This is a genomic window from Alkalihalobacillus sp. NPDC127517 (genome assembly GCF_050276055.1).
In the GTDB taxonomy this organism is placed as follows: domain Bacteria; phylum Bacillota; class Bacilli; order Bacillales; family Bacillaceae_D; genus Alkalicoccobacillus.
In genome coordinates, this window is sequence record NZ_JBNNQX010000008.1 from 146,591 (window position 1) to 171,264 (window position 24,674).

27 protein-coding genes are annotated in these 24,674 nt (G+C 40.2%); 5 read left to right on the top strand and 22 right to left on the bottom strand.

Features of this window, described 5'->3' with window-relative positions:
- Window positions 1-17: 17 nt before the first annotated feature.
- From ACQKKO_RS12650 to ACQKKO_RS12660, 3 genes are read right to left on the bottom strand one after another with little or no spacing between them, the layout of a single operon-like run.
- Window positions 18-917, bottom strand: a complete 900-nt coding sequence (locus ACQKKO_RS12650; protein ID WP_498647702.1) for a glycine betaine ABC transporter substrate-binding protein — start codon at window positions 915-917, stop codon at window positions 18-20.
- A 53-nt stretch (window positions 918-970) separates the two neighbouring features.
- Window positions 971-1,825 (bottom strand): ABC transporter permease, encoded by an 855-nt coding sequence (locus ACQKKO_RS12655; protein WP_498647704.1) that lies wholly within the window; start codon window positions 1,823-1,825, stop codon window positions 971-973.
- Entirely contained in the window at window positions 1,794-3,011 is a 1,218-nt protein-coding gene (locus tag ACQKKO_RS12660) for a quaternary amine ABC transporter ATP-binding protein (protein ID WP_498647706.1), read from the bottom strand. The genes ACQKKO_RS12655 and ACQKKO_RS12660 overlap by 32 nt, the downstream gene beginning before the upstream one ends.
- A 250-nt stretch (window positions 3,012-3,261) precedes the next feature.
- Between ACQKKO_RS12660 and ACQKKO_RS12665 the strand changes: the two genes are divergently transcribed.
- The gene (locus tag ACQKKO_RS12665; protein WP_498647708.1) at window positions 3,262-3,807 is read left to right on the top strand and encodes a GbsR/MarR family transcriptional regulator; all 546 of its coding nucleotides are present in this window, start codon (window positions 3,262-3,264) and stop codon (window positions 3,805-3,807) included.
- Window positions 3,808-3,965: 158 nt separating this feature from the next.
- On the opposite strand, the gene ACQKKO_RS12670 is transcribed toward ACQKKO_RS12665, so the two are convergent.
- On the bottom strand, window positions 3,966-4,634 hold the full coding sequence (locus ACQKKO_RS12670) for a phosphatase PAP2 family protein (protein ID WP_498647711.1): 669 nt from the start codon (window positions 4,632-4,634) through the stop codon (window positions 3,966-3,968).
- A gap of 120 nt (window positions 4,635-4,754) precedes the next feature.
- Between ACQKKO_RS12670 and ACQKKO_RS12675 the strand changes: the two genes are divergently transcribed.
- Both ACQKKO_RS12675 and ACQKKO_RS12680 read left to right on the top strand, forming a co-directional pair.
- Window positions 4,755-6,260: a glycerophosphodiester phosphodiesterase gene (locus ACQKKO_RS12675; protein ID WP_498647713.1), complete on the top strand. Its 1,506-nt coding sequence runs from the start codon at window positions 4,755-4,757 to the stop codon at window positions 6,258-6,260.
- 15 nt (window positions 6,261-6,275) lie between these two features.
- Window positions 6,276-6,464, top strand: coding sequence for a Fur-regulated basic protein FbpA (locus ACQKKO_RS12680; protein ID WP_498647715.1), 189 nt, complete (start codon window positions 6,276-6,278; stop codon window positions 6,462-6,464).
- Window positions 6,465-6,526: 62 nt separating this feature from the next.
- Here ACQKKO_RS12680 and ACQKKO_RS12685 read toward each other — a convergent pair whose 3' ends face one another.
- From ACQKKO_RS12685 to ACQKKO_RS12725, 9 genes are all read right to left on the bottom strand, one after another.
- Complete coding sequence (locus tag ACQKKO_RS12685; RefSeq protein ID WP_498647717.1) at window positions 6,527-7,285, bottom strand: LamB/YcsF family protein; 759 nt, start codon at window positions 7,283-7,285, stop codon at window positions 6,527-6,529.
- 23 nt (window positions 7,286-7,308) lie between these two features.
- On the bottom strand, window positions 7,309-8,301 hold the full coding sequence (locus ACQKKO_RS12690; protein WP_498647718.1) for a 5-oxoprolinase subunit C family protein: 993 nt from the start codon (window positions 8,299-8,301) through the stop codon (window positions 7,309-7,311).
- Window positions 8,302-9,033: a 5-oxoprolinase subunit PxpB gene (gene pxpB / locus ACQKKO_RS12695; protein WP_498647720.1), complete on the bottom strand. Its 732-nt coding sequence runs from the start codon at window positions 9,031-9,033 to the stop codon at window positions 8,302-8,304. It lies immediately after the preceding gene.
- Window positions 9,034-9,338: 305 nt separating this feature from the next.
- The gene (locus ACQKKO_RS12700; RefSeq protein ID WP_498647722.1) at window positions 9,339-9,722 is read right to left on the bottom strand and encodes a DUF1516 family protein; all 384 of its coding nucleotides are present in this window, start codon (window positions 9,720-9,722) and stop codon (window positions 9,339-9,341) included.
- Window positions 9,723-9,798: 76 nt separating this feature from the next.
- On the bottom strand, window positions 9,799-10,320 hold the full coding sequence (locus ACQKKO_RS12705; protein WP_498647724.1) for a CcdC family protein: 522 nt from the start codon (window positions 10,318-10,320) through the stop codon (window positions 9,799-9,801).
- 91 nt (window positions 10,321-10,411) lie between these two features.
- Complete coding sequence (cyoE, locus tag ACQKKO_RS12710; protein WP_498647726.1) at window positions 10,412-11,353, bottom strand: heme o synthase; 942 nt, start codon at window positions 11,351-11,353, stop codon at window positions 10,412-10,414.
- A 303-nt stretch (window positions 11,354-11,656) separates the two neighbouring features.
- Window positions 11,657-12,631 carry a 2-hydroxyacid dehydrogenase gene (locus ACQKKO_RS12715; RefSeq protein WP_498647874.1) on the bottom strand — a complete coding sequence of 325 codons (975 nt, stop codon included), beginning with the start codon at window positions 12,629-12,631 and terminating at the stop codon, window positions 11,657-11,659.
- A gap of 117 nt (window positions 12,632-12,748) precedes the next feature.
- Window positions 12,749-13,879, bottom strand: a complete 1,131-nt coding sequence (locus tag ACQKKO_RS12720) for a bifunctional cystathionine gamma-lyase/homocysteine desulfhydrase (RefSeq protein WP_498647728.1) — start codon at window positions 13,877-13,879, stop codon at window positions 12,749-12,751.
- On the bottom strand, window positions 13,876-14,796 hold the full coding sequence (locus ACQKKO_RS12725; RefSeq protein WP_498647730.1) for a PLP-dependent cysteine synthase family protein: 921 nt from the start codon (window positions 14,794-14,796) through the stop codon (window positions 13,876-13,878). The genes ACQKKO_RS12720 and ACQKKO_RS12725 overlap by 4 nt, the downstream gene beginning before the upstream one ends.
- Before the next feature lie 111 nt (window positions 14,797-14,907).
- Here ACQKKO_RS12725 and ACQKKO_RS12730 point away from each other — a divergent pair, with 111 nt between their 5' ends.
- Window positions 14,908-15,558 carry a class I SAM-dependent DNA methyltransferase gene (locus tag ACQKKO_RS12730; RefSeq protein ID WP_498647732.1) on the top strand — a complete coding sequence of 217 codons (651 nt, stop codon included), beginning with the start codon at window positions 14,908-14,910 and terminating at the stop codon, window positions 15,556-15,558.
- 24 nt (window positions 15,559-15,582) lie between these two features.
- Here ACQKKO_RS12730 and ACQKKO_RS12735 read toward each other — a convergent pair whose 3' ends face one another.
- Window positions 15,583-16,764, bottom strand: coding sequence for a M20 metallopeptidase family protein (locus tag ACQKKO_RS12735; RefSeq protein ID WP_498647734.1), 1,182 nt, complete (start codon window positions 16,762-16,764; stop codon window positions 15,583-15,585).
- 171 nt (window positions 16,765-16,935) lie between these two features.
- Between ACQKKO_RS12735 and ACQKKO_RS12740 the strand changes: the two genes are divergently transcribed.
- Window positions 16,936-17,094, top strand: a complete 159-nt coding sequence (locus tag ACQKKO_RS12740) for a Fur-regulated basic protein FbpA (RefSeq protein WP_498647736.1) — start codon at window positions 16,936-16,938, stop codon at window positions 17,092-17,094.
- A 147-nt stretch (window positions 17,095-17,241) separates the two neighbouring features.
- Here ACQKKO_RS12740 and ACQKKO_RS12745 read toward each other — a convergent pair whose 3' ends face one another.
- From ACQKKO_RS12745 to ACQKKO_RS12780, 8 genes are all read right to left on the bottom strand, one after another.
- A complete protein-coding gene (locus ACQKKO_RS12745) occupies window positions 17,242-18,012 on the bottom strand; it encodes a class I SAM-dependent methyltransferase (RefSeq protein ID WP_498647737.1) in 771 nt (256 codons plus the stop codon).
- A gap of 41 nt (window positions 18,013-18,053) precedes the next feature.
- Window positions 18,054-18,629, bottom strand: a complete 576-nt coding sequence (locus ACQKKO_RS12750) for a GNAT family N-acetyltransferase (protein ID WP_498647739.1) — start codon at window positions 18,627-18,629, stop codon at window positions 18,054-18,056.
- Window positions 18,630-18,794: 165 nt separating this feature from the next.
- Window positions 18,795-19,790 (bottom strand): class F sortase, encoded by a 996-nt coding sequence (locus ACQKKO_RS12755; RefSeq protein ID WP_498647741.1) that lies wholly within the window; start codon window positions 19,788-19,790, stop codon window positions 18,795-18,797.
- Window positions 19,791-19,826: 36 nt separating this feature from the next.
- A complete protein-coding gene (locus ACQKKO_RS12760) occupies window positions 19,827-21,155 on the bottom strand; it encodes a copper amine oxidase (RefSeq protein WP_498647743.1) in 1,329 nt (442 codons plus the stop codon).
- A gap of 229 nt (window positions 21,156-21,384) precedes the next feature.
- Window positions 21,385-21,918, bottom strand: a complete 534-nt coding sequence (ssuE, locus tag ACQKKO_RS12765) for an NADPH-dependent FMN reductase (RefSeq protein WP_498647745.1) — start codon at window positions 21,916-21,918, stop codon at window positions 21,385-21,387.
- 84 nt (window positions 21,919-22,002) lie between these two features.
- A complete protein-coding gene (locus ACQKKO_RS12770) occupies window positions 22,003-22,590 on the bottom strand; it encodes a GNAT family N-acetyltransferase (protein ID WP_498647747.1) in 588 nt (195 codons plus the stop codon).
- Window positions 22,591-22,724: 134 nt separating this feature from the next.
- The gene (locus tag ACQKKO_RS12775; protein WP_498647749.1) at window positions 22,725-23,879 is read right to left on the bottom strand and encodes a sn-glycerol-1-phosphate dehydrogenase; all 1,155 of its coding nucleotides are present in this window, start codon (window positions 23,877-23,879) and stop codon (window positions 22,725-22,727) included.
- Entirely contained in the window at window positions 23,876-24,670 is a 795-nt protein-coding gene (locus ACQKKO_RS12780) for an HAD-IIA family hydrolase (RefSeq protein ID WP_498647751.1), read from the bottom strand. The genes ACQKKO_RS12775 and ACQKKO_RS12780 overlap by 4 nt, the downstream gene beginning before the upstream one ends.
- Window positions 24,671-24,674: the final 4 nt, after the last annotated feature.

The window sequence follows — 24,674 nt, forward strand, 5'->3', positions numbered from 1 at the left end:
TATAAAGCTTTTCTTCCTTATTTCAAATCTTCAATTGAAGTAATATCCATGTATTCTGGTACAACTAGACCGGTTTTTGCACCTTCAAAGTTTGCACCTAGATCAACCACGTCATCTTCGTAATCTTCATAGAAGGCTTGGTGAGTCACAGGTAACCATCCAGCGACCATTGCATCTTGCTCTCCGTTTGCAATACCGGCCCACATAACGCCACTTTCCATAGATGATGCTTCAACCGTGTATCCAACAGATTCAAGAACTTGCTTCACAACGTTTGTAGATGCAATTTCAGAATCCCAAGATACGTAAGCAAGTGTAATTGTTTCACCGTTTACTTCGCTCACACCATCTGTCCACTCATCAACACGATCTGGATTTGCTTCTACCCAATTTGCAGCAGCTTCTTCAGGATCCGTACCTTCTTGGATCTCAAGCATCACTTCTCCCATTTCATCTTCTGTCCAATGGAAATTATCTAACACAGTGTTTGCTTCAGGAGCATCGTCAGCTAATCCTTCACGAGTGAATGTATGAATGCTCTCAGCTTCTCCAAAAACACCTTCTGGATCATCAAGATACTTAAGTTCATATGTTGCAAACATCCAATGCGGATTCCACCCTGTCACAACAATAGGCTCTTCATTATCAATTGCATTTCCAAGCGCCTCTGTCATTGCGGCAGATGAGCTTGCTTGAAGATTTAGATCTAAACCGTATGTGTCAATCGCATTTTGTGCACCAGTCATGACACCTGCTCCACCATCAATCCCGGTAATTTCTGATACAGAAACATCACCACTACCTGATGCCTCACCACTACCTGAGTCAGAACTGTCATTGTTATCCCCACAAGCAGCTAATGCCAAAATGGATGTTAAACCAATCGTTAACCCTACTGTTTTTGAATTCAACTTCATAATTGAACCTCTCCTTTTGTTTCTATTTATTTTAACTAATTCCTAGGAACTAATTAATGACCTTGGTTTGCGTTGCTATTAAAGACTTGCGTTAGGCGATCAAGAATAATGGCTACAATAACGATAGCAAGTCCTGCTTCAAACCCTAACCCTGCTTTGTTTTGTCCAACAGCTGTGTATACGGTTTGACCAAGACCACTTGCACCGATCATCGCTGCGATAACAACCATAGATAGAGCAAGCATAATACTTTGGTTTACACCAGCCATGATTGTTCCTTTTGCCATTGGCAGCTCTACTTTGAACAGCTTCTGTGTGCCTGTTGATCCGAATGCATCTGCGGCTTCTACGAGCTCTGTAGACACTTGTCGTATACCTAAATTTGTTAGTCGTACAGTTGGTGGCATGGCAAAAATAACAGATGCAACGACACCAGGAATCATCCCTATCCCAAAGAAGGCTACAGCTGGAATGAGATAGACAAAGGCTGGCATTGTTTGCATGAAATCAAGAATAGGTTTAAAGATGCTTTCAACCACTGAGTTTTTAGCCATCCAGATTCCAAGTGGAATTCCGATAATGACTGAGATTAAACCTGCTGTAATAACTAGTGATAAGGTATCAATCATTTGGCTCCAATACTGCAAGTTATCAATAAGCAAAAGTCCAATGAGTACAAATAAGGCCAGACCCCATTTTCGTTTATGAAGTAGGAAGGTTCCTACAGTAATAAGAATAATTAACAACCACGATGGTGGCAGAGCCAGTACCCATCCAATCTTTTCAACAATAAAACCGATACAGCTACGTATAACTGAGAAAATGGCACCAATTACACTGGAGTCCTTGATCCAATCAACAATAGCATCAATCCAATCAGCTAGTGGTAGACGTGGTAGTATATCCATCAAAATCAACCTCACTTCCAGACAGAGCACCGAGTACGGCTCCTCTTACAATAATTCCTCTTAGTTTATTATCTTCTACAACGGCAAGCGGAACGGGACTTGTTGAGACTTGCTCAAACAAATCGGATAGCGTTGTTTCTGGTGTAACTCTAGCTAAATCGTTTTTTACAATGGATTCAATTGATGAATCACCTGACTTGATAAGGTCTGCAACTTCCTTCGCATGAACAATCCCTACAAGCTCTTTATTTCGTCTTGTTACAAAGATACTTGAGATTCCAGCATCTTTCATACGTTGTAGGGCAACACGCGGTCCATCCTTCTCAAGATTTACCGTTTCAGGTCGAATCATCACGTTCTCGGCCGTAAATACTTTTGAACGGTCCACATCTTCAACAAATTTCTCAACATACTCATTTTTCGGCTTCTGAAGAATCTCTTCAGGTGTGCCTACTTGAACAATCGCTCCATCCTTCATAATCATAATTCGATCACCAATTCGAAGCGCCTCGTCCAGATCATGTGTAATAAAGATAATCGTTTTTTGCATGGATTCTTGAAGATCCAGTAACTCATCTTGCATGTCTTTTCGAATAAGCGGATCAAGCGCTGAGAAAGCCTCATCCATTAATAGAACATCTGGATCATTCGCAAGTGCTCTAGCCAGACCAACACGTTGCTGCATTCCACCAGAAAGCTGACTAGGATAGCTTGATTCATATCCTTTAAGCCCTACTAAGTTTAAAGACGTTGTCGCTTTTTCACGTCTCTTTCCTTTTGGAACACCCTGTACTTCAAGACCGTATTCTACATTTTCTAGGATCGTTCGATTTGGGAACAGTCCGAATTTTTGGAAAACCATACTCATTTTCTTCCGACGAACATCTCGAAGCTTTTTATCGTCCATCTTCGCAAGATCGTCTCCATCGATCATAATACTACCTGTAGTCGGCTCAATCAGTCGATTAAGCAAGCGTACAATGGTCGATTTCCCACTACCAGATAACCCCATAATGACAAAGATTTCTCCATCATGTACTTCAAAATTTGCTTGGTTTACTCCTACTGTCATTCCAGTTTCTTTTAGTATGTCTTCTTTACTTTTTTTCTTTGCTAGTAAATCTAAGGCTCGTTTAGGTTTTTTCCCAAAGACCTTTGTCAAACCTTCTACCATAATTTTTGCCACAGATTGTTCACCTCTTTGTCATCGTCAATCATATTCAACTACTTAACTATACAGTTTTAAAAAAAATTGAGCAATTTTCATATAATGGACGAATTGATTATATTTTATGTACAGTTTAAACTGTACGCTTTTAACAATGTTATTGCTAACATATGCTCCTTATTCCTCACGAATCGTAGCTCACATAACAGTTCTTCCTCCTTATTTAATTTGCTACACTTTAGTAGGAGACATAAGGAGGTCGCTTAACTTGGTCAAAGAATCGGAAAATCAATATCGTCAAATTGAAAAAGCACGTGAAGATTTGATCCAGGAGCTTTCTCAAAACATGCATCTGTATGGCATTTCCGAGTCGGTTGGACGTCTATACGGCACTGTTTTATTTGCAAATGATCCAGTGACGCTTGATGAAATGAGTCAATCACTTGGAATGAGCAAAACAAGTATGAGCACAGGTATGAGAGTATTAACAGAAGCAAATATGGTCGAGAAAGCCTGGAAGAAAGGTGTACGCAAAGATTTATACCAGCCTGTGGATGATTGGTACAAATCCTTTTCAACGACATTCGTCAAAAGATGGAAGGTATCTGTATTAAATAATCTTCAAGCCGTTCATCAAATGAGAGATACACTGCAAAATATTAAACAGCTTCAGGAACTGGACTCAGCTGCATATACAGCCGTTAAAGCAGATTTACAAACATTAGAGCACGCAGAGAATTATTACAATTGGTTAGCAGAAGTGACGGAGTTGTTTGAAAGCGGTCAAATCTTTGAGTTAATTCCCAAAAAGTAATTAAGTCTTTTGTACGATTTATATAATGAGTCTTTTGACTTTGTTATTGTACCCGAAATGGATTTATTTAAAACATGAATTTAGCTCAATCACTTTAAAGCTCAAAAACCCCAGAAAAATCATGCATTTCTGGGGTTTTTGAGCTTTTTTAATTCATATTAGGCTTCTGCCTTATGTCTGTTTAGTTGATTGAGTAATAATATAGACAGCATGATCCAAGTTAAGCTAAATAATGTACCTCCTAAAATATCTGTTAAGAAATGAACACCGAGATACATTCGACTAATTCCCATAAGAACAAAAAGAATTAACGCTACGATGATTGAAAGCATTCGCACCATTCTTCGATCAACATAATGATAAATCAAATAAATACACAAGCCACCGAAAGAAACTGCTGCCATCGTATGGCCACTTGGAAAGCTATAGCCCGGTTGTTCGAAGAGGAAATTTACTTCTGGCCTGGCTCTCCCAATCCATTCTTTTACAGTTATATTTAGAAGAGCTGTCCCGCCCATGATTAGAATAGGTGGCAGCACCGCGATTACACTTCTTCTCCAAATAGCTAAAAAGATCACAAGTAGTAATGTTAAGACTGCCATCACGTGAGTCCCTCCTAACCAAGCAAGAAAGAGCATAAAAGATGTGACCCACTCCACCCTTACATAAGGGACATGTTCTACAATGAAAACATCTATTTGCTGAAAAAAAGAGTGTTCATATGTAAAAGCCAATAAAATGAACAAACTAAGAGTGATAGAACTTATACAAAGCAACATTTTATTATGGTTCATCCGTTTCTCCTTTTTCATCATGAATGAACTCATTCTACAGATATCTGATCTGCTTGACAATGATTAGTATTTAAAATGGTTTATATGTTTTCTTTATATAATAACTGGGTACTTAATAAATGAAAGATGATCAAAACCGAAAGCGGGATTAGAATGCCTCGTCAACAGATACCAAAACCATTGGTCACCCCAACTCACATACAACACATTCACGCTCTCCTACGTCCTTCATCTGGCGTTCTTATCTCAGCAAACTTACTTAAGCAGTTGTCTTTACCCATATTGAAGAAGCTTCTTAGATCTTGTCGTACAACGGTTCTACAGATAGAGGATCAAGAAACGTTAGACTTTCTTAAACTACATCTTAAATTGGCTAAAAACCGGCAAGTTATTTTTTTATCTACCCAACTATGTCTGTTAGGGAAAATTGAAACGGCTTATCCAGCAAGTAGACGAGTGTATAAGAGCACGAACTCAAATTGGAAACCAAATAAACTCATTGTTCATTTAAATAGATATCGCATTCGTACAGTTATGCTGGCACCAACGACCGCAGTCTCTCTTTGTCATCCGTTAAGAAAACATGCCCTGTCTGTCTGGAGTCATGCTGAAGATCAAAGACATCTCCATGACCTAATAGTTTCTGGGGTTCAGTCGATCTCAGTACCATTTAAGTGTCAATTCAGATCACTTTGGAATAATTATGACCAGTTGCGTATTGTTCACCGTCCTGTTTTCATTGCCCACCGGGGAGCGTGTCAGCTCAAGCAAGAAAATACGTTAGCTGCGTTTGAGTGGGCGAGTCGATACGGAGCAGATGTACTAGAAACGGATGTTCGAGAAACAAAGGATGGTAAGCTTGTCTTATTCCATGATGCAACCTTAAAGCGACTAACTGGTGATAGACGGAGTGTTGCGGAGGTTACACTTGAACAGATGAAATCACTCATGCCTGTTGTAGAACTGGAAACCTTTTTAGCTACATATCAACATTCCTCACATACATTATTGCTTGAACTTAAAGAAGAACAAATCGTTTCTAATGTGGTAGAGTTCATTCAGAAATATGAGCTTTGGCATCAGGTCCATATCCAGAGCTTTCTTCCAAAGGTCTTAGAGGAAGTTCAAGCCATGCAGCCTCAATTAGGGATTAGTTTACTATATTCTCATAACAAAGCTTCAAAAGTCCATCTTTCTAAATCTTTCGTTAAGAGGACTTTATTAAACACTCAAGCATCGTTTAATCCTAAAATTCGTCGGGCAAGGCGATTCCGAAAGCAGCGTAAGGATGGAATACAATCTTTCTATTGGACCATTCGTACAAAAAAAGAACTTGAGATTCAATGGTCCCAAGGAAAGCTAGGATTAATTATGGATTGCATTCAATACACCAAGTCGTATCCCATTCAACTAACAGTGGCTTCGCTCCCATCTCGTAATAAAGTAGGCACCCTATCGTTTCCTTCACAGCAGCAGGCTATCTTTGGTGATGGATCAACTGAGTGGGTACTAGTAAAGTGGTATATCCAAACACAATCGGGGCTACGTCAGGTGACTGATGAAGTCAAAACAGATACCACTATCCATGTATTTTGTGTGTATCGTATAGTACTTAGTGGCGTTTCTAAGTCAATCTGCTCAGCATTGATTCGTATTTAAAGAGGAGGGTTACCCATGAATAAGAACTCAACACAACCGCTTGAAAGAGATCATTTAATTTCGCGTATTATTGAACTCGGCGTATATAAATTAAAGAATCGGCATTTATTTGAGTTAAGTATGAGTGAAATCAATCACCTTTATCAGACACTGACAAAAAATCAACCCCCTGAAACAGAAGCGAATTTAGACAAGAGTGTATAATAAATGGCGAATGTCCTCTATAAATAGGAGAACATTCGCCATTCGTTTGGTTCGACGCTCAGTTATAAGATAGACCTGATCGTGATTCCTTGTTCTGTTAGATGTTTTCTTAGCTCTGTAACAAATAGCAGTGCATGCTCTCCGTCTCCATGTACACAAACGGTATCAGCTTCAAGCGGCACCGTACTGCCATCAACCGCCGTTACGGTTGAAGTCGTCACCATTTGTAGTACCTGTTTAATGGCTTGTTCATGGTTTGTGATTAGCGCGTTCTCCGATGTTCTTGGCGTTAGTGTGCCATCTGGTTGGTACGTTCGATCAGCAAAGACTTCGTTGGCCACTTTTAGTCCATGTTTCAATCCAGCTTTAATTAATTCACTACCAGACAATCCAAAAAGTATAAGGTCTGGATTGGTATCTTTCACCGCTCTGGCAATTGCATCAGCCATATTAGGATCAACCGCAGCCATATTAAACAACGCTCCATGTGGCTTTACATGCTGCATCGTTTGGTTGTTCAGCTTACAAAACCCTTCAAGTGCACTAATTTGGTAGACAACAAAATGATAGATGTCTTCTGCTGTTGTGTGAATGGGACGTCTTCCGAAACCAAATAAATCATTGAAACCAGGATGGGCTCCAATCCTTGCTCCATGAACTTTTGCCATTTGTACAGTTTTAGCCATCGTATTATGGTCACCTGCGTGGTATCCGCACGCCACATTTATGGAAGTAACAAAGGGGATAATCGCGTCGTCCTCTCCCACCTTAAATGAACCGTAGCTTTCTCCTAAATCACAATTCAGATCGATTTGCTTCATATGAAGTCCTCCTTTAATATCTATTAGACACCTTTTAATTGAATCGCTACCTTTATCTCTGCTAGTTCTTTTTCTGACTGTAAATAGATTTGTTCTGCTTCTTGTAAGGAGACTTCTGTAAATTGAATCCATTCTCCTGGCCTCATCTGAGCTAACTTCGGGATATCAACTAACATCACTTGAGCAATTCTCGGGTACCCGCCCGTTGACTGTCGATCAGCAAGTAAAATAATCGGTTTCCCACTAGGTGGAAGTTGAACGGTTCCAAGCGCTACCGCTTCTGATAATAATTCAAATGAATTAGCTAACTCAATTCTTTCCTCGGTCTCGAGCCGGTACCCCATCCGATCGGATTGAGTAGATAGTTGAAAAGGCTTTTCAAGAAAAAGCTTCTGACTTTCAGTTGTAAATTGATCAAAATGACTTCCCTTAATCACTCGAATCAACTGAGGTTCATCAGTTGCAGATTCTATCGTATGTGCTACTCGCCACTGAAGTGGTTTCGCATCTTTGGATAAACGCTCCATTAAATTGCTAGCACGATTTGACATGGGCAGAAGATCCAGAACATCTCCTTTTTCTAATGCTCTCCCTTCAAACCCTCCAATTTTAGCTCGTATGTACGTACTTTTACTTCCTAGTTGAACAGGTACATCAAATCCACCAGCTACGGAAAGATAGGCGCGACATCCCTTACGTACTGGTTCAAAATGAAGATACGACCCTTTAGGAACAAATAACGGTGTGTGCAACGATCGCCTTTTTCCATTTAGTACTGGAATCATTCCTCCACCAGCAATAGCCATTACTAAGTCCTCATCGAAAGATAAAGAGGGACCTGTAAGCGTCATTTCTAAGCAGGCTTCCCCTTCTTTATTACCGACAAGTAGGTTGGCGACACGAAGAGATTTTGAATCCATGGCTCCAGTGACTGAAACGCCTTGATTCATATACCCATGGCGTCCTAAATCCTGAATAGTGGTCTGCATACCTGGCTTCATTACATGGATGCTCATTTAGTCACGCTCCTTTAACTCATTAAATTCCTCCAAAGAAATTGGAGAGAATCGGATTAAATGACCTGGCTTTAGTAGGCTTGGTTCGTTTCGATTAAGATCAAAGAGTTTAAAAGGGGTTTGTCCAATCAGCTGCCATCCACCAGGTGTTTGCATCGGATAGATACCTGTCTGTTTTCCAGCTATTCCTACAGAGCCTGCAGGGATTGTCAGTCTCGGTTGCTTTTTTCGCGGAGTTGCAATGGTTTCATCCATTCCTCCCATAAAAGGGAATCCTGGAGAGAATCCAAGCATGTAGACTTGATAAATCCCTTCCGAATGAATCTGAATCACTTTATCTATCGTTAATCCGTTATACTCTGCTACCTCATTCAGATCAGGCCCTAGAGAAAGATCGTAGCAAACCGGGATTTCAATCGTTTCCTGTGAGACAGATACCAAGTGATCTAAACTTGCTGTAGTGTATTCATTTAAATGCTGACGAACTAAATCACTAGGACTTAATAGTGTTGTTGGTGCATGTGCCAATACGTCTGTAGGTTTATAGAAAATGGCGATCCCTGTATAACTTGGGATGCATTCAATAAAGCCTGGAAATGGATTTTTCGTTAAAAGATCGATGAAGGTCAAAATCCTCAGATGAATATCTGGATCAATTGTATTCGCGAATTGAACAACCATTGATGTTTCACTTAGTGAATAAATATGTGGATAAGATACATTCGTATCCATACAGGGTCCTCCATTTCTTTATCAAACCTTACACAAAGGTTGAACTTAATGAACATTCTTCTCAATCAATATGTACAAATGTCTTGATGCTCTATACCGCTTATTTTCCCTATTATGTAGATAATCAAAACAGAAACATATGTCTTAATCCACATTTATTTCAAATGACATAGGACAGATCTGGCTCAGATTCATTTAAGCATAGCACTATTTAAAGCGAAAAGTGTAGATAAAATGGGTAGACAAACGAAAAATAGCGAACCTTCATATTATCTGAAAGTTCGCTATGACATATCATTCAACTCTTAGAGTTTCAAGTAGCCTAAAGCGACAACCACTGCTGTTAGAACGATAAAAACAATCCAAACCGACCCTGTTTGTTCAATACGCTTCGTTTTGCCCATGATGACTTCCATGATTCCAATCAGCATAACCGCCAATACACCTTTGAGTAGAAAGCTCCAGTTTGCAGAAGCAAAATCACCAAAATTGTTATAACCATTAAAGCGAAGAACTAATAGACCAATCCCTGAGGCTAGCATAATCACATAGAGTAATCGAACAACCATGTAGACAATTTTAGATCCCTTCGGCTTTCCCCAACGGAAGAGGAAGTAAGCGACTAGAAACAAAAGAATCATAATAGCCCAAGACCCAGCATGAGATTGATAGAACATACTATAAGACATCATAACAACTCCTCTTTAATTTTTTATATGTAAGATCGGGTCAGTCACTTTAACCCAAGAAACAAAAAAACCTGTCCTACTTATTAGGAGCAGGCTCCTGATTCACAGTTATGATGGATGAATCTTCCTGATGATGGAGTTGCTTTTCAACACGACGATACGAAAACAACATAGCAATTCTCCAAGGAAGGATCATGCCATAAGCCAAAAGAAAAAACATCCCTGACAATTCTTCGGGGTTAATACTTTGTCCTAGAAACGCGCGAAATGCAATTCGTATTACCAGTAACCCCATTAATATAAACATAAATGCTTTAGAACGTTGTAAATAAATATGACCATCTCTTATCTCAAATTTAGAGGTTACTATAAGAAAGATCGAGAATAACATCCCAACTGCAAGCGCTTCCGCCACTTGCAAAGAATCAGGCCTAGTTGGTTCATATAAAAACATGAGAAAACCAGTAGACATAAAAATTGGTGGTAAAATAATTTTCTTTAATGAAGCAGGTTTTTTCGCAGCCTTCATTCGCACAAGCAACGCAATTCCACCCATGGCGAAAGCTAGTATGATTGGGATGAGGAGTAAGTTATCCAACTTGATGTCCCCTTTTCAGTAAGATTCATCTATATGAGGTTGATGAAACATGAAAGCCTGTCCCGCTGCTATGAGCGGAACAGGAAGATTATCAACCATTTACATACATTAGGATAAGCGAATACCCAATGATTAATGCAAACAGTATCGTAATATGATTAAGAGAATAAATAAACATAGCAGTTGCCCACTTATAATCACTCATCTTTTTGTATCCAGCTAAGCCAAGAATCATCCAACCTAATGTTAGTACAAACGCTGTAATGGCAATTGTTTTACTGAATGGAAAGAAGAGTGCAGATGAAGCAAGTAATACGACTAAGTAAACAAGCGTTTGAATCTTAGTACGCTTAATACCTTTAACAACAGGAAGCATTGGCACATCAGCAGCTCGGTAATCTTCAAGCTTACGGATCGCAATCGCATAGAAATGCGGCATTTGCCAAATTAACATTAAAACGAATAATCCAATCGCTGCCGGATGATAAATATCAGATGATACCGCAGCCCACCCAATTAATGGAGGAACAGCTCCAGATAAGCTTCCTACCTCTGTATTATAGATCGTGCTCCGTTTTGTCCAAATCGTATAAGGTACAGTATAAAGGAATAATCCTAAAAACCCAAGTAGTGCTGCAAGCGGGCTAGCAAGTGCTAGTAAAACCGTCCCTGCAATGGCAAAAGAAGAACCTAAAATAAGTCCAGCTTTCGTTGAAATGGCACCTGTAACAGTCGGTCGTTTCTTGGTTCGCTCCATCTTTGCATCGATATCGCGATCGTATAAATTGTTAAAAGTACCTGCCGCACCAATAACGAGCGAGCTACCTAGTAACGCTAGAATAATAGATCCCATATGGGTCAAAAGCGTTTCTCCATGTATAAATAAAGCAAAACAAAGTCCCGCAACCATAGCGAGTACATTTGACTTTATAATTCCAGTTTTAATGGTTTCAAAAAGAATATCCGCGTAATAGGATACATTTGAAACTGAAGTTGTCTGTTCAACTGTCTTTTCTAACTTCACACTTTTCATTTGGGACTCCTCTCTCAGTATAAAAGATCTGCATGTTAGCCAGATCAAGCCACTGATTTTTTCAAAAAAGAGTCTTACAGCTTACCTTTATGACACTTTTTTAATCGCCTGGCTCATTTATTAAGTCTAACATAAACCCTTGCAAATAACAGATTCCAATTCTACAATCCAAAAACCTGTCATAGCTTTGTGACTACTTTTTGACAAGATTCTGCCTGCAGTTGTGAAACTATTCACTTGCCAAATGTATTATACTCTCATTTGTCATGAATGCAAGAGTTTATGCCCGCGTTTTAAGTGACGTTAAGAACGAACCTCTGGATTAATCGGTGTCAGCGGATCCTTGCCAGTCAGCGTCGCTACTAAGTTATCGGCAGCTAGCTTAGCCATTTTATCTCTTGTTTCCGAAGTAGCTGAACCAATATGAGGAAGTGACACCACATTTTTCAGCTTAAGAAGCGGATGATCTGCAGAAACTGGTTCTTCCCTAAAGACATCTAGACCTGCTGCATAGATCACTCCGTTTTTTAATGCATGGATTAGAGCATCTTCATCAACGGTTTGACCTCTTGAGCCATTAATAAATACAGCATCTTTCTTCATTAAGGAAAATTGCTTACTCCCCATGAGATCACGTGTTTCTTTCGTTAAAGGAGTTAGCAAGCACACGATGTCTGATTCCGTTAATAGTTCGTCAAGCGAACAGTACGTCGCATTATATGTATCCTCAGCCCATTGGTTTCTCGATCGATTGTGGTAGAGAATCTCCATATCAAAGCCTGCTGCCGCTCGTTTGGCTAAGGTTTGTCCTACTCTTCCCATTCCAATAATTCCAAGCTTCTTATGATGAACATCTAATCCGAAGAGTTCGGGTGTTACCGATGCTTTCCACTCTCCATTTTTTACGAGATGATCGAGTTCAACAATTCTTCTTCTTGTAGCAAGGATTAATGACATCATCGTATCCGCTACTGTATCATCAAGCACTTCTGGTGTATTGGTAGCTAAGACACCAAATGCATTTAAGTCACTTAATACAAGGTTGTCATATCCTACGGTTGTGTTACATACAACCGATAGTTTTGGTGCGCTCTCAAGCAATTTACGATCTACTTTCAGTCCAGAACCAAGAACTCCATTCGCCTCTGTAAGCTCTTTCATAAAATCCGAGTAGTTCTCATCCGTTAGCTTTTCATAATAGGTTACCTCAAATGTCTCTTTAAGACAGGCAAGAACATCTTCGGGAACACGACTGTATACAATGACCTTTGACATGATTTCAATTCCTCCCATTATTCTTTACTTTTAGTATAACAGAGCTAACCATCACACATGAGACATTTAGACATTTTTTTGGAGGAAGATCATTAATCATTCCTGCCTTCCTCCACCGTTCTAGCTTAGTGCTTTATCTAGATCCTCAATTAGGTCTATAGAATCTTCAAGTCCAATTGACAACCGGACTAATCCATCGGTAATACCTAATTGCTTTCGACGTTCTTCTGGTATTGAAGCATGCGTCATCCGTGCAGGAATGGAGACAAGGCTTTCGATCGCTCCAAGACTTTCAGCTAACGTGAAATAAGTTAATGAAGCGGCAAGGTTAGCAGCTTTTTCTGCGTTTCCACTCTCAAATGTGATGATTCCGCTATAGCCTTTCGCTTGTGATGTATGGATATCGTGTCCTGGATGAGTTGATAGCCCAGGATAAAATACCTTCGTAACAGATGGATGTTGATCTAAGAATGCTGCAATCTGTAGCGATGATTTTTCAATTTCCTCCATACGAATACCTAAAGTTCTCATGCCCCGGATAAGAAGCCAACTATCTTGTGCCCCTAATACTGCACCAATTGAATTCTGTAAAAAGGCTATTTTTTCACTCAGCTCAGGGGAAGAAGTCACCGCTAAACCTGCCAACACATCACTATGTCCACCCAGATATTTCGTTGCACTATGAATCACGATATCGGCACCAAGTGTTAATGGATTTTGCCAATAAGGTGTGGAAAATGTATTATCAACGATCGTACGTAAGGAGTACACCTTCGATAACTTACCGATTTCCCGGATATCTGTAATAGAAAGAAGCGGATTGGTTGGTGTTTCTAAAAAAATGGCTTTTGTCTCTGGCTTAATGGCTTTCTCAACTTCCGCTATATTTGTCGTATCAACAAAATCAGCTTTAATTCCTTCTTTTAATAACACTTGAACAATCAGACGATAGGTACCCCCATACACATCGTTTGAAACAAGCAAATGATCTCCTGGGGAAAATAACTTTAATATTGTCGTAATTGCCGCCATACCAGAGGAAAAGGCAAAGCCTGCTACCCCATCTTCAAGTTCTGCAATAAATGTTTCCAAAGCTTGCCTTGTCGGATTTGCTGTTCGTGCATATTCATATTCAAATTGTCCTACACTTTGTTGTTTGAATGTACTGGAGAGATGAATGGGAAAACTGACTCCACCAGTCTGTTTATCTTGAGGTGTACCACCATGAATAAGTTTTGTTTTCTTCTTCATTTCTTTCCCTCCTCATATATTCCTGTGCTGAGATACCGCTCGCCACCGTCAGGGAAAATCGTCACGATCGTTGCTCCCTTTTTTGCCGTTTGCGCCTCTTTTAACGCGGCGCAACAAGCCGCACCAGATGAACTGCCAACCAATAACCCAGCATGACGTGCTAATTGTCGCGTCATATGAAAGGCATCATGATCTGAAATTGTATGGATGCCGTCAAAGAAATATGGATCTATCACAGATGATACCTGATTCATTCCAATTCCTTCCGTTCGATGCGGACCAGGCGTTCCCCCGTTTAAAATCGATCCCTCAGGTTCTACAACTACCGTACGTATAGCAGAGTTCTTTTCCTTTAAATACCGAGCTGTTCCAGTGAAGGTCCCACCTGTTCCAGCACCGGCAATAAACACATCAATGTCGCCTCCGAGCTGTGACCATAGTTCAGGTGCCAGCGTTTCATAATAAGTTAGTGGGTTTTGTACATTCTTAAACTGGCAAGGAGAATAACTATCAGGCATTTCGTCCGTCAGTTTCTTTGCATAAGCAACCGCTCCTTCAATTCCTTCTTCGTATGGTGTGATGTGCACCGTTGCACCAAGTGCCTGCATTAATTGTTGTTTTTCCCTGCTAAATCCTTCAGGAACAACACAGTGCACCTTCACATTCGTTCCAACTGCTGCGAGCGCTAGTGCAATCCCCGTGTTCCCTGCGGTTGGCTCTATGATCGTTCCTTTTTGTGTGATGTATTTGTTATTAATCGCATGCTTTAACAAAGACACTCCCAGTCGATCCTTAATACTACCTCCCGGATTCATGTATTCAAGCTTGGCAATTACACGAACATTTGGAGGAATGAGCTTGTGAGTTAATTCAAAAAGTGGTGTTTCACCTATGAGAGTATGGACACTTTTGTGCATAAGCCTCGACGCCTCCTCACTCATTTATATACATATCCGATTGGTTTAGTTACCTTTTTCTAATAAACAACATAAGGTACTAAAAAAGTCATGTGAGAGGATGCATAAGCGTTGGAAAATGATTTTACGGAGTTATTTAATGAATGGGCTCATACGTATGACGATACGGTTGGTGGAAGGGATGCAGAATATCGAGACGTTTTTCATTTGTACGAAGACATATTAGATGAGGTTGTCCTCCATTCAAAGGGGCTAGTCCTTGAATTTGGAGTTGGTACGGGTAATTTAAGCGAACGATTTCTAAATAAAGGAATCCCCCTAGTTGGAATAGAGCCTTCAGAAAAGATGAGAGAAAAAGCATTGCATAAGAATCCAACCTTACTCCTTTACGAGGGTAACTTTCTCCAATTTCCTTCTTTTGAACAACAGATCGATACCATTGTTAGCACCTATGCTTTTCATCATCTTACAGATCAAGAGAAACAAAAAGCGTTCCAGCTTTATCATAAGACGTTATCAAGTGAAGGACAAATTGTTTTCGCTGATACCATGTTTGAAACAGAGGAAAGCAAACAGCACATGATTCAGCATGCAAAAGCACGTGGATTTCATCGTTTAGCTTGTGATCTGCAGAGCGAATTCTATACGACCCTGCCTGCTCTCTCACAAATGGCCCAATCTACCGGATTTTCTATTACGTATAAACCGTTGAATGCATTTGTCTGGTTAATGATCGCAAAAAAGAACGACTCCACCAAATAAATCATGGTAGAGTCGTTCTTTTTCTTATTCTACAAATCCGATATATTCGGTGACGATGGCCAAAAACATTTTGCCAATCATATGTAACGACTCTTCGTCAAAATCAAAACGTGGATGATGGTGTGGGAATTGAGTAGACACATCATCCGTCCTTCCTCCAACATGGAAGAACACACCTGGTTTTTGCTCTAAATAGTAAGCAAAATCTTCTCCACCTAATGACGGAGCAACCACAACCGGTACATCTTCACCTAAATGTGAACTTGCAATTGAACGAACCATCGCTGTTTCTTCAGCATGATTCACGACAGCAGGGTAGCCCTTTTGATAATTAATGGTATATTCTGCATGAGAAGCTTGGCAAACTCCATTCACGATGTGATTCATTTCTTCTTCAATGAATGCTCTAGTATCAGGGTTATAGGTTCTTACAGTTCCTTTAATTTCAGCTGAATCAGCAATGACATTAAAGGCTGTACCCGCTTGAAACACACCTACTGTCACAACAGCTGGGTCAATTGGATTAACACGTCTACTTACAATCTGTTGTAGGTGCGTCACTAATTGACTTCCTACAGTCACCGAGTCAACCGTCGTGTGTGGTTTAGCACCGTGCCCTCCTTTTCCTTGAATACGTATGGAAAAGGAATCTGCCGCAGCCATGATGGCGCCCTCTCGAATAGCAACCTTTCCTAAAGGAATATCAGAAGATACATGTGCACCAAATACTTTATCTACTCCTTCAAGGGCTCCTGCCTCGATCATTGACTTCGCCCCACCCGGTAATAATTCTTCAGCATGTTGGAATAGGAGTACCACTGTTCCCTTTAATTGATCTTGAACAGTTGATAGTACTTTCGCAACACCTAAAAGAGCAGCTGTATGACCATCATGCCCGCATGCGTGCATGACATTTTCTACCGTTGATTTATAAGGAACATCATTTAACTCATTAATGGGCAATGCATCAAAGTCTGCTCTAAGTGCAATGGTCGGGCCATCTTGATCGCCTCGAACATATGCTAATACTCCATTTCCTCCGACATTTGTTTTCACTTCTAGCCCAAATCCCTTTAGGGTTTCAGCGACATAAGCTGATGTTTTAGATTCTTGGAAGGACAACTCTGGGTATTGATGCAAGTACCTTCTCCAATCTATCACCTGTTGTTTTTCTGCTTTTAGCTTTTCAATTAATTCAATGCTCATACGCTGATCTCTCCTTCTCTCTCTAACTCCTCCATGTATTCTTAACAGATTACAGAATACACAGAAAAATGTCCACCTTTTTAATCCTTACTTTACTTATTGGAATAGATTGTTTATAGTGGTCATATGATAATGAACCAGAACAAATTCACAATAAAAGGAGGCGCATAAGTGGGAAGATTGGAAGAAGCGGTTGATATTCGTAAACAACACTTAATTAGCAAACTTCTTAAGCATCATATTTATAAAAAAGACGGTCAACAGCTTTATGAACTTACACTGTCAGAGGTAGAACAGGTATATGCAACATTGAACAAGAGACCTTCTTAGTGGTTGAAGAAACGTTAAAATCTTCAGATACAAATCTTCAAAGGGTTCCTCCCCATTGGGCATTTCACTTTAATAGATGAAAAGACAAAGACTGATGACCCTACCTGAGGATCATCAGTCACTTTTTTTACGTTCATTTATTCTTAGTTACGCTTTAACTGCTTTTAATACAAATGTTTTTGGAATACCTTTATCAAAGACGTCACTTGATAGATTTGGTTCTTCTATTAATTCGCTTATTTTTAAGCCTGACTTGGCAGCGGCCGTGACTATTTCTCCGAGCGTCCATTTTCTAAGTAAGACCATAGATGTCGTCTCTGTATCAAACTTTGAGAAAGAAACGTTCTGTTCATATAGAGAGGAGTCAAAATAATCCCCTGTTACTTTGTGCTTACGGATCTTGGCCGTTGTTCCCTTTGACGTAATAAGCTTAGTAGAAACAGGGTGAAAATCTCGAATAACACATTGTCCCTTCTCACCAAGTAAGGTATAAATCATTTCGAAAAATGGCTTTAAATCCTTAAAATAATGCAGAATACCCATCTCCGCAAAAACAAGGTCATACGGTGGCTGAACCTCTACTTGTAAGTCCAGCACATCACCTAATACATAGGATATTGTTACACCCGATGCTTCCGCTAGTTCCATCGCATAACGCTTATTTCCTGGGGAAAAATCAGCAACCGTTACATCGGCTCCAAGAAGCGCTAATGGTACAGCCTTTGTGCCATTTGAACCCATTAGGTTCATGATGCGTTTGTCTGTCACCTCACCAAAGTGAGGTAATAGTGTTGTAAGAGGCTTCTCTGGATCCGCTTTTATTTTTTGTGCAGCTTCAGATGGAACGCCAAATCGCTTGACCCATGCTTGATAGGATTCATCGTTCCAAGCCCGCTGATTCTGATTGTTTGTTGTCATACTACTTCTTCAGACCACACTTTCCATCTACTAAACGTTCTTTAGCCAATTAGATGTTTTACCATATGATAATATGGGTGACCATATAAATCAATCTGTTCTAGCTCCGTAAATTCAAAGCGTTCATACAGGCGTTTCGCTCGATTATTTGAGTGTTCTACGTTTAATGAAAGCTTCTGATAACCTTGATCGTAGGCTTCTTCCTCGACAGCTTCTAAAAGCATCGTGCCAATCTTTTGATTGCGGAAGTCTTCCGCTACAGCAATTGAATCAAGATAATATTCATCCGGCTTTGCCTCTATTTGAATAGCTGGTGCCTCAATCTTATAAAACGCAGCGATTTCACTGCTTAACTGGTTATCATAGTACACTGCATCTTCATAATGATACACAATCGCGATTGCAGCAATTCTACCTTCTAACTCACTAAGTAAAAAATTGTGGTAACTGAATCGATTTCCTTCTTTTCTAAACAACGTAGCCAGAAAGCTTAGGAACGTCTCTTTTGGTGTTTGTTGAATAAACTCTAGGTCCATCGTTTCTAAAATTGAGTACGTTAACTCGTTAATTTGTCGTATATCGTCTTCATTCTCATTCTCGGTTGCAAACCGTATCATGATAAGCCTCCATGAAATAGTATGTTTATTTTTCCCTCTATAAAGTAGAGGTATTCTTGTTATTATATGAAATATCGTAGGGGTTGACCACTATTTGCCCTTATTAGTATACCTATATTCTATAAAAATAAGACCAAGCCATGTGATCAAGGCTTGGTCTATACATTAAGGATTTGAGTTGATTATTTCAGATGGTTCAGATTCCTGTCCATAGAGATCAACAGTGGTCAGGTAATAGGATTGGTTTTGTTTGTCTTGAGGAATTGTAAAGCTTTTTCGCTCATGCGCAGATACACTTTCCACATGTTCATACTCATCAGGATTCACTTCTTGATAGATACGATAGCCAGCCACGTTCTCATCCCTAACCGCATGCCACGTTAGAAAAGCTCCTTGGATGTTTACATTCTCAGGTGAACTTGGCTCATCAACTTCAAGGATCGAATCTTCTTCCACTAATTCCGTATAAACCACTAACCGCTCATCATGTGTGCCTGCATCTCGATTAAAGAGACCTGAACACGTAATAAGATTAAGACTTCTAGAATCAGTTGCTCCAAAAATTTGGTTAATGGGAGCCTCTTTTCGATTATAGCTCTCTTTATCTGTCACTTTAAACGTGAGCTCCTCACCCGTATCACTTACAATGATAACCTCATCGTCCGGAACAAGATCCTCTAAGTCAAAGAATATAGCAGGTCCTACCCTACTATCCACATGTCCAGCCATGACTGAGTTTCCAATCGCACCTGGATTGGTTCCGGGTTCAAACCAACCGACCCCATCTACATCATCAGGTACACCCATTTGGCCATTTTCAAGAATACCCACATCCTCAACCTTGGCCTCTATATCGAGCGCAGGGATTTTTATCTCTACTGGTGTAACTCCTTCGTCTTTTGCAAGCTGACTCTCTTTTATCTGAGACTGAATGGCTTCTACTTCTTTCAACATGGCTGAGTCTACAAACGTAAATTCCGAGTCGCTGCCTGGAATCACTAATACTTGCTCATCATCAGGCTTTTCTTGGGTTTCCACTTTCAGATCAGAATCGATTGATGCTATTTGATGTTGATCCATCGGAGAAGCAGAAGCTGTATGAAAAGCTACAACTACGGATAGTAAACATCCCATTGTTAAAAAAGTAGAAAGCCATTTCATCTCCATTCACTCCATTTATTCAAGTCTTTTAGTACATTACGCGTTATTTTGGTTTTCTTTACGACGCAATAGATACAGCCCACCAAGTGCTAAAGCAACAATTCCACTTAACCAAGCCATCATAGAGGATTGATCACTTGCACCACCAAATCCTGTTTGAGGCATTTCTTCAGGCATTACTTCACTACCAAATTGATCTGGCATTTGAGCCTTAATCGCTCCACCTAACGTTTCACCGATTCCAAACATAAACGCGTATCCTTCACGGTATGTTTTAACACTTGCTTCATAGTCTTCTTCTACAAACTGATCGAATGTTTTAATGACTTGTTCTTCGTGAGTCCATACAGCATCTTGTGCTGCTTCTTCAGGAAGATTTCCTTCTGTTGCAGTTGCTAGGAATGATCCAAAATCTTTTGAGAATGTTTTAAGGTGTTCAATTGCTTGATCTCTTGCTTCCTGATCGCCTTCAAGAGTAGCAATCGCTAAGTCGCTTTGTGCATTAATATGATCTTGCTGCCACACTGTCTCAAATTGATCAGCGCCTTCAGCACCGTAAATACCTTCAATGGCTGCTTTAAAATCAGCTGTATGTTCATCTTCAGCCCATGTAACAAAATCAAAGTCTTCTGCTTGTGTATAGCCTTTCTCAAGTTCAAGTGTAGCTAGAGCAAAATGTTCTCCGGCTAATTGATTTAATGAAGAACGTAATTCAGCCTCAGCTGACTCCACTGATCCATCAAACATGTCTGGGAACTGTGCTGTAATGGCTCCAGATAAAACCTTACTAATATCAAACATCCGGTCATACCCTACACGGTAGCTTTCGTACGATTCCATATAATCGCCTGCTGCATAATGATCGAATGTAGCTTGTACATCATCTTCGTGTGCAACGAGTGCTTCTTCTGCTGCTTCTTTAGGCAAATTTCCTTCTGTCGCTTCATCTAAGAAACTTGAGAATTCATCAGCAAAGCCTGCAATATTTTGCTCTGCCTCTTCTTTAGCAGAGTCATCTCCATCTTTCACGGCCTTTACATAATCATCTGTATATCCATTATGAGATTCAAAGATTCGAACAAATTCTGCTGCTCCCTCTTCGCCATATAGAGGTTCAAGGGCCGTACCCATGTCCTTTACGTTTTCATCAAGTGCCCATTCAACCTCTTCCCAATCAGATGCTTCATCATAGGTCTTTTGCATAGATGATGCTGCTAGAATAAAATGCTCAGAAAGTAAATGATCTAAATCTGCTCTGAGATCAGATGCCCCACTAAATTGGCTTTCCCCTCCATCAGCGGCTTGAGCCATCGTCGGAACCATTAGTGCTGCACTTAAGGCAACAGCTGTAAACTTTTTATACATGTTTGTTCTCCCCTTTCAATTTTGTAAATCTACTAGGGTAACGAGAACCATGTCATCTTGGATCACAATTTTTAAAAAAAGTTTTAAAAAAAATTCAAATGACGCTTACTAGCCAACTTCAAGCACATAAAAAAAAGAGACGAACACCCTAAGTAACAAGGTTATTCGCCTCTTCATAACGATTACTCTTATGTTCAAGCCTGATGGTGCGAACATGAAATGACACACACTACGATTTATTAACTTCCTCATTTGCAAGACTTAGAACACGATCAATTCGTTCTTTAATATCAGTGGAGATAATAAATTGATTTTTTTCAGCACGTTCAATATGTGAGTCTAACACATACGCTCCACTTAGAATGTTAGTTGCACCAAGTGAAGACAGTACTGGCTTAAGAGCATAATCTATCGCTAGTAAATGTCCAAATGAACCACCAAGTACAAGTGGTAAAAGAGTTTTACCTTCAAGACCTTTTTGTGGAAGCAAATCAAGGAACGTTTTTAGAATGCCTGAATACGCAGCTTTATATACTGGTGTAATCACGACAACCAGAGACGCTTCTTCTACCTTTTGATTAGCCTCTTTAATTGCTGCGCTTGCAAAGTTTGCAGTAATAAGATCCTCAGCAGGTAATTCGTGCACATAGATGGAGCTTGTTTCATGTCCTTGCTCTTTAAAAAATGCTTCTGATTTCTCTTGAAGTGCTTTTAATCTTGATTGACGACTGTTTCCACCATATATAATCGCTACTTTACCCACTTAAATCATTCCTCTCTGTCCTTACGTATATAAACAATGAATTCATCTTTAGCATACCTTTCCGGTTCAAACACTTCAATCATTTCACCCTAGAATGGGGGATGCTTCCTTTAGTTGATCTAATAACCCTTTGTTTTTAGCAGCAATGTGGCTCCAATCTTTATGTAGATCATAATAGTAACAACGTACAACCGAATCGCCATTACGGAACTCATTTGTTGCATCACGTTCAAAGCCTAACCATTCATATAGCGCCCAAGCTTTCTCCATTATATCACCAGTATGAAGATATAATCGTTTTGCCCCTTTGGCAGCCGCTCTTTCCAAGCTTTCTCTAAGTAAAACTTGAGCAACCCCTAATCCACGAGCTTCTGGATGAACGGCAAGTAAGCGAATAACGGGATGCTCAATACTCAGTTCATCTCGATTGTAGGCCTTGTCACCAGATTCAAACATCTGAATGCTTCCGACAATTGTTGAGCCGTGTTTTGCCACGAGAACCTGCTCTACATTTGGATTATCTAACGATGTTTTAATTTGATTTATATAATTATCCCAAGCCTCAGGGCTTCTAAAAACTTCTTCATATTGACTATAGCTATCCACTAAAAGCTGATTCACTGTTTCTTTTTCCTGAACGAGCAGTGTACTGACTTTAACGGTTTGTTCCATTATAATAACCTCCTTCTTTTCAGCCCTTACAGTATAATCGATAACTCACCAAGTCGCTAGATTAACAGCTCCATTTTCATTAGTAAAACACAAAAACAAGCATTCTCTAATAAGAAGGAATGCTTGTTTTAAATTTATAAATCAGGTAACCAGTGCAACGTTTCATGATAGTAACGTAAAAGAGTCCATCGATTACGAAGATGATAGGCTTTCAGTAAACTTAGCTGAATTAATTCTTCATCAATTGGCGCCTGTTCCTGGTGCCACCCTGCTAACCTCAAGAGTTTGCTGATATCCGCTGGCTCCGGCAACCGATTAATCAACTCCACAAGCTTATTCCGTTCTTGTGTCGGCTCTTCAAGCAAGCTTGTTCTAACAATCTCTTTATAAAATTGCGTAATAATGAGAGACGCACGTGCCACCTTTGCCCCATGAAGCAATTGCTTTTTATTTTCTTCTAAGTAGGTCATCTCCCAATAGTGCGACAGATGATGTTCTGCTCCTGAAGCAGGGTGAGAAGCGCCGAAGATCGACATGGCCGTACCAGAGATAAGCAGTGCATTCATTAATGCTTCGATTCCTTTAAGCTCTCGGTTTCCTATTGCTTCAGCATGCTCAACACAAGCATCGAGCGCGACCTTTGTAAGCTGATAGACTTCCTGATTAAATGGTTCATCAGCTATGATTGTTCCTGCTTGCCAGTCAGTAAGTGAGGTATACTTTCCAACCATGTCTCCAAAACCAGCAGCAATCAACTCAATTGGGGCCTGCGCCAGAATAGAAAGATCCGCAAATAATGCTACAGGTGCTATCGTTTGATACGTGGTTTTGACTCCTTTCACAATGATTGGTGCCCCTTTTGAGTTAAACCCATCTACTGAAGGTGCCGTAGGACAAGAAATAAATGGCTTCTCAATCTTTGCACTCACAAATCGGACCACATCATGGATCGTACCTGACCCGACCGCAACTAAGCAATCAACGTGAGGGGTTACTTGAATAAGTACATCAACAATCGTTTGTTCATCTGCAATGACATCGCCTTGATCGTTTGGAAGCAGGCAATGCACAATTGGCTTTAGGCCTTTGTCCTTTAACTTCTGCTCTAGTTCTTTGCCGGCAGCCCTCAGGGTTTGCTCGTCAACTACTAACAGAATAGTCATAATGGGTTGATCTCCCACATAGTCAACAAGAGCGTTCAGCGCACCATCAGAAACAATCACAGGATGCGTTTCCTGCTCATATTCTTGTTCCTTCATGATCTCATCTACTCGTTCTACTAGTTTCATAGCTCTCTCCTTAGGTCAGCTAGACTTTGAAACGTATAATGTGGCTTTGATCGTTTTGGAGCCTTATTAAGCATTGTCTCTGTTGTGTTCCCAGTCATCACAAGCACCGTTGTCATCCCTTGCATATTCCCCATTACAATGTCCGTATTTAAACTATCACCAATAACCATACATTGATCCGCAGTAAGTCCGATTTGCACAAGAGCCGCTTCGACCATAAAGCACGAGGGCTTACCAATGACAAGCTCCGTTTTCTGACCTGTCGCTGATTCAATGGCTCCGATAAACCCGGCTACGTCAATGGCGGGTCCATTCTCATCTGGATACGTCTTGTCACTATTTGTGGCGATAATTCTTGCACCAGCTGAAGTGGCTCGGAATGCATCATTTAATTCTTCATACGTTATTTCATCATGCAACGTAATCACAACAAAATCGGCTTCCTCTGGTTGGGTTGCTATTGCGACTTCATGCTCTTTCATTTCGTCTTTTAACCCTTCATTCCCAAGCGTCCACACACTAGCAAGTGGGTAGTGCTTTTTGATGAAACGAGCAGTCACAGTGGAAGAAAATATAATGTCACTCTTCTCGACGTTAATTCCATGCTCTCTCAGCTTCAACAGTCCCGTGTCTCGTGAATGGTTTCCTCGATTACTAAGATAAACGACTTTCCTTCCGCTTTCTTGAATCGCAGAGATGGCTTCAGCACATCCACTAATTAGCTCTTTCCCTTGAAATACTGTTCCATCTAGATCAATTAATACACCTTTGACTCCCTTAAATAATGTCACCATA

What these genes read in the sequence shown, in the direction of transcription:
- ACQKKO_RS12670 (WP_498647711.1), bottom strand. Translation starts at nt 4,634, where the DNA reads ATGAGTTCATTCATGATGAAAAAGGAGAAACGGATGAACCATAATAAA.
- ACQKKO_RS12725 (WP_498647730.1), bottom strand. Translation starts at nt 14,796, where the DNA reads ATGCACAAAAGTGTCCATACTCTCATAGGTGAAACACCACTTTTTGAA.
- ACQKKO_RS12735 (WP_498647734.1), bottom strand. Translation starts at nt 16,764, where the DNA reads ATGAGCATTGAATTAATTGAAAAGCTAAAAGCAGAAAAACAACAGGTG.
- ACQKKO_RS12750 (WP_498647739.1), bottom strand. Translation starts at nt 18,629, where the DNA reads ATGATACGGTTTGCAACCGAGAATGAGAATGAAGACGATATACGACAA.
- ACQKKO_RS12770 (WP_498647747.1), bottom strand. Translation starts at nt 22,590, where the DNA reads ATGGAACAAACCGTTAAAGTCAGTACACTGCTCGTTCAGGAAAAAGAA.
- pxpB (WP_498647720.1), bottom strand. Translation starts at nt 9,033, where the DNA reads ATGGATACGAATGTATCTTATCCACATATTTATTCACTAAGTGAAACA.
- ACQKKO_RS12720 (WP_498647728.1), bottom strand. Translation starts at nt 13,879, where the DNA reads ATGAAGAAGAAAACAAAACTTATTCATGGTGGTACACCTCAAGATAAA.
- cyoE (WP_498647726.1), bottom strand. Translation starts at nt 11,353, where the DNA reads ATGAAAAGTGTGAAGTTAGAAAAGACAGTTGAACAGACAACTTCAGTT.
- ACQKKO_RS12650 (WP_498647702.1), bottom strand. Translation starts at nt 917, where the DNA reads ATGAAGTTGAATTCAAAAACAGTAGGGTTAACGATTGGTTTAACATCC.
- ACQKKO_RS12655 (WP_498647704.1), bottom strand. Translation starts at nt 1,825, where the DNA reads ATGGATATACTACCACGTCTACCACTAGCTGATTGGATTGATGCTATT.
- ACQKKO_RS12700 (WP_498647722.1), bottom strand. Translation starts at nt 9,722, where the DNA reads ATGTCTTATAGTATGTTCTATCAATCTCATGCTGGGTCTTGGGCTATT.
- ACQKKO_RS12760 (WP_498647743.1), bottom strand. Translation starts at nt 21,155, where the DNA reads ATGTATAAAAAGTTTACAGCTGTTGCCTTAAGTGCAGCACTAATGGTT.
- ACQKKO_RS12690 (WP_498647718.1), bottom strand. Translation starts at nt 8,301, where the DNA reads ATGAGCATCCATGTAATGAAGCCAGGTATGCAGACCACTATTCAGGAT.
- ACQKKO_RS12680 (WP_498647715.1), top strand. Translation starts at nt 6,276, where the DNA reads ATGAATAAGAACTCAACACAACCGCTTGAAAGAGATCATTTAATTTCG.
- ACQKKO_RS12775 (WP_498647749.1), bottom strand. Translation starts at nt 23,879, where the DNA reads ATGAAACTAGTAGAACGAGTAGATGAGATCATGAAGGAACAAGAATAT.
- ACQKKO_RS12675 (WP_498647713.1), top strand. Translation starts at nt 4,755, where the DNA reads ATGCCTCGTCAACAGATACCAAAACCATTGGTCACCCCAACTCACATA.
- ACQKKO_RS12745 (WP_498647737.1), bottom strand. Translation starts at nt 18,012, where the DNA reads ATGACAACAAACAATCAGAATCAGCGGGCTTGGAACGATGAATCCTAT.
- ACQKKO_RS12755 (WP_498647741.1), bottom strand. Translation starts at nt 19,790, where the DNA reads ATGAAATGGCTTTCTACTTTTTTAACAATGGGATGTTTACTATCCGTA.
- ACQKKO_RS12685 (WP_498647717.1), bottom strand. Translation starts at nt 7,285, where the DNA reads ATGAAGCAAATCGATCTGAATTGTGATTTAGGAGAAAGCTACGGTTCA.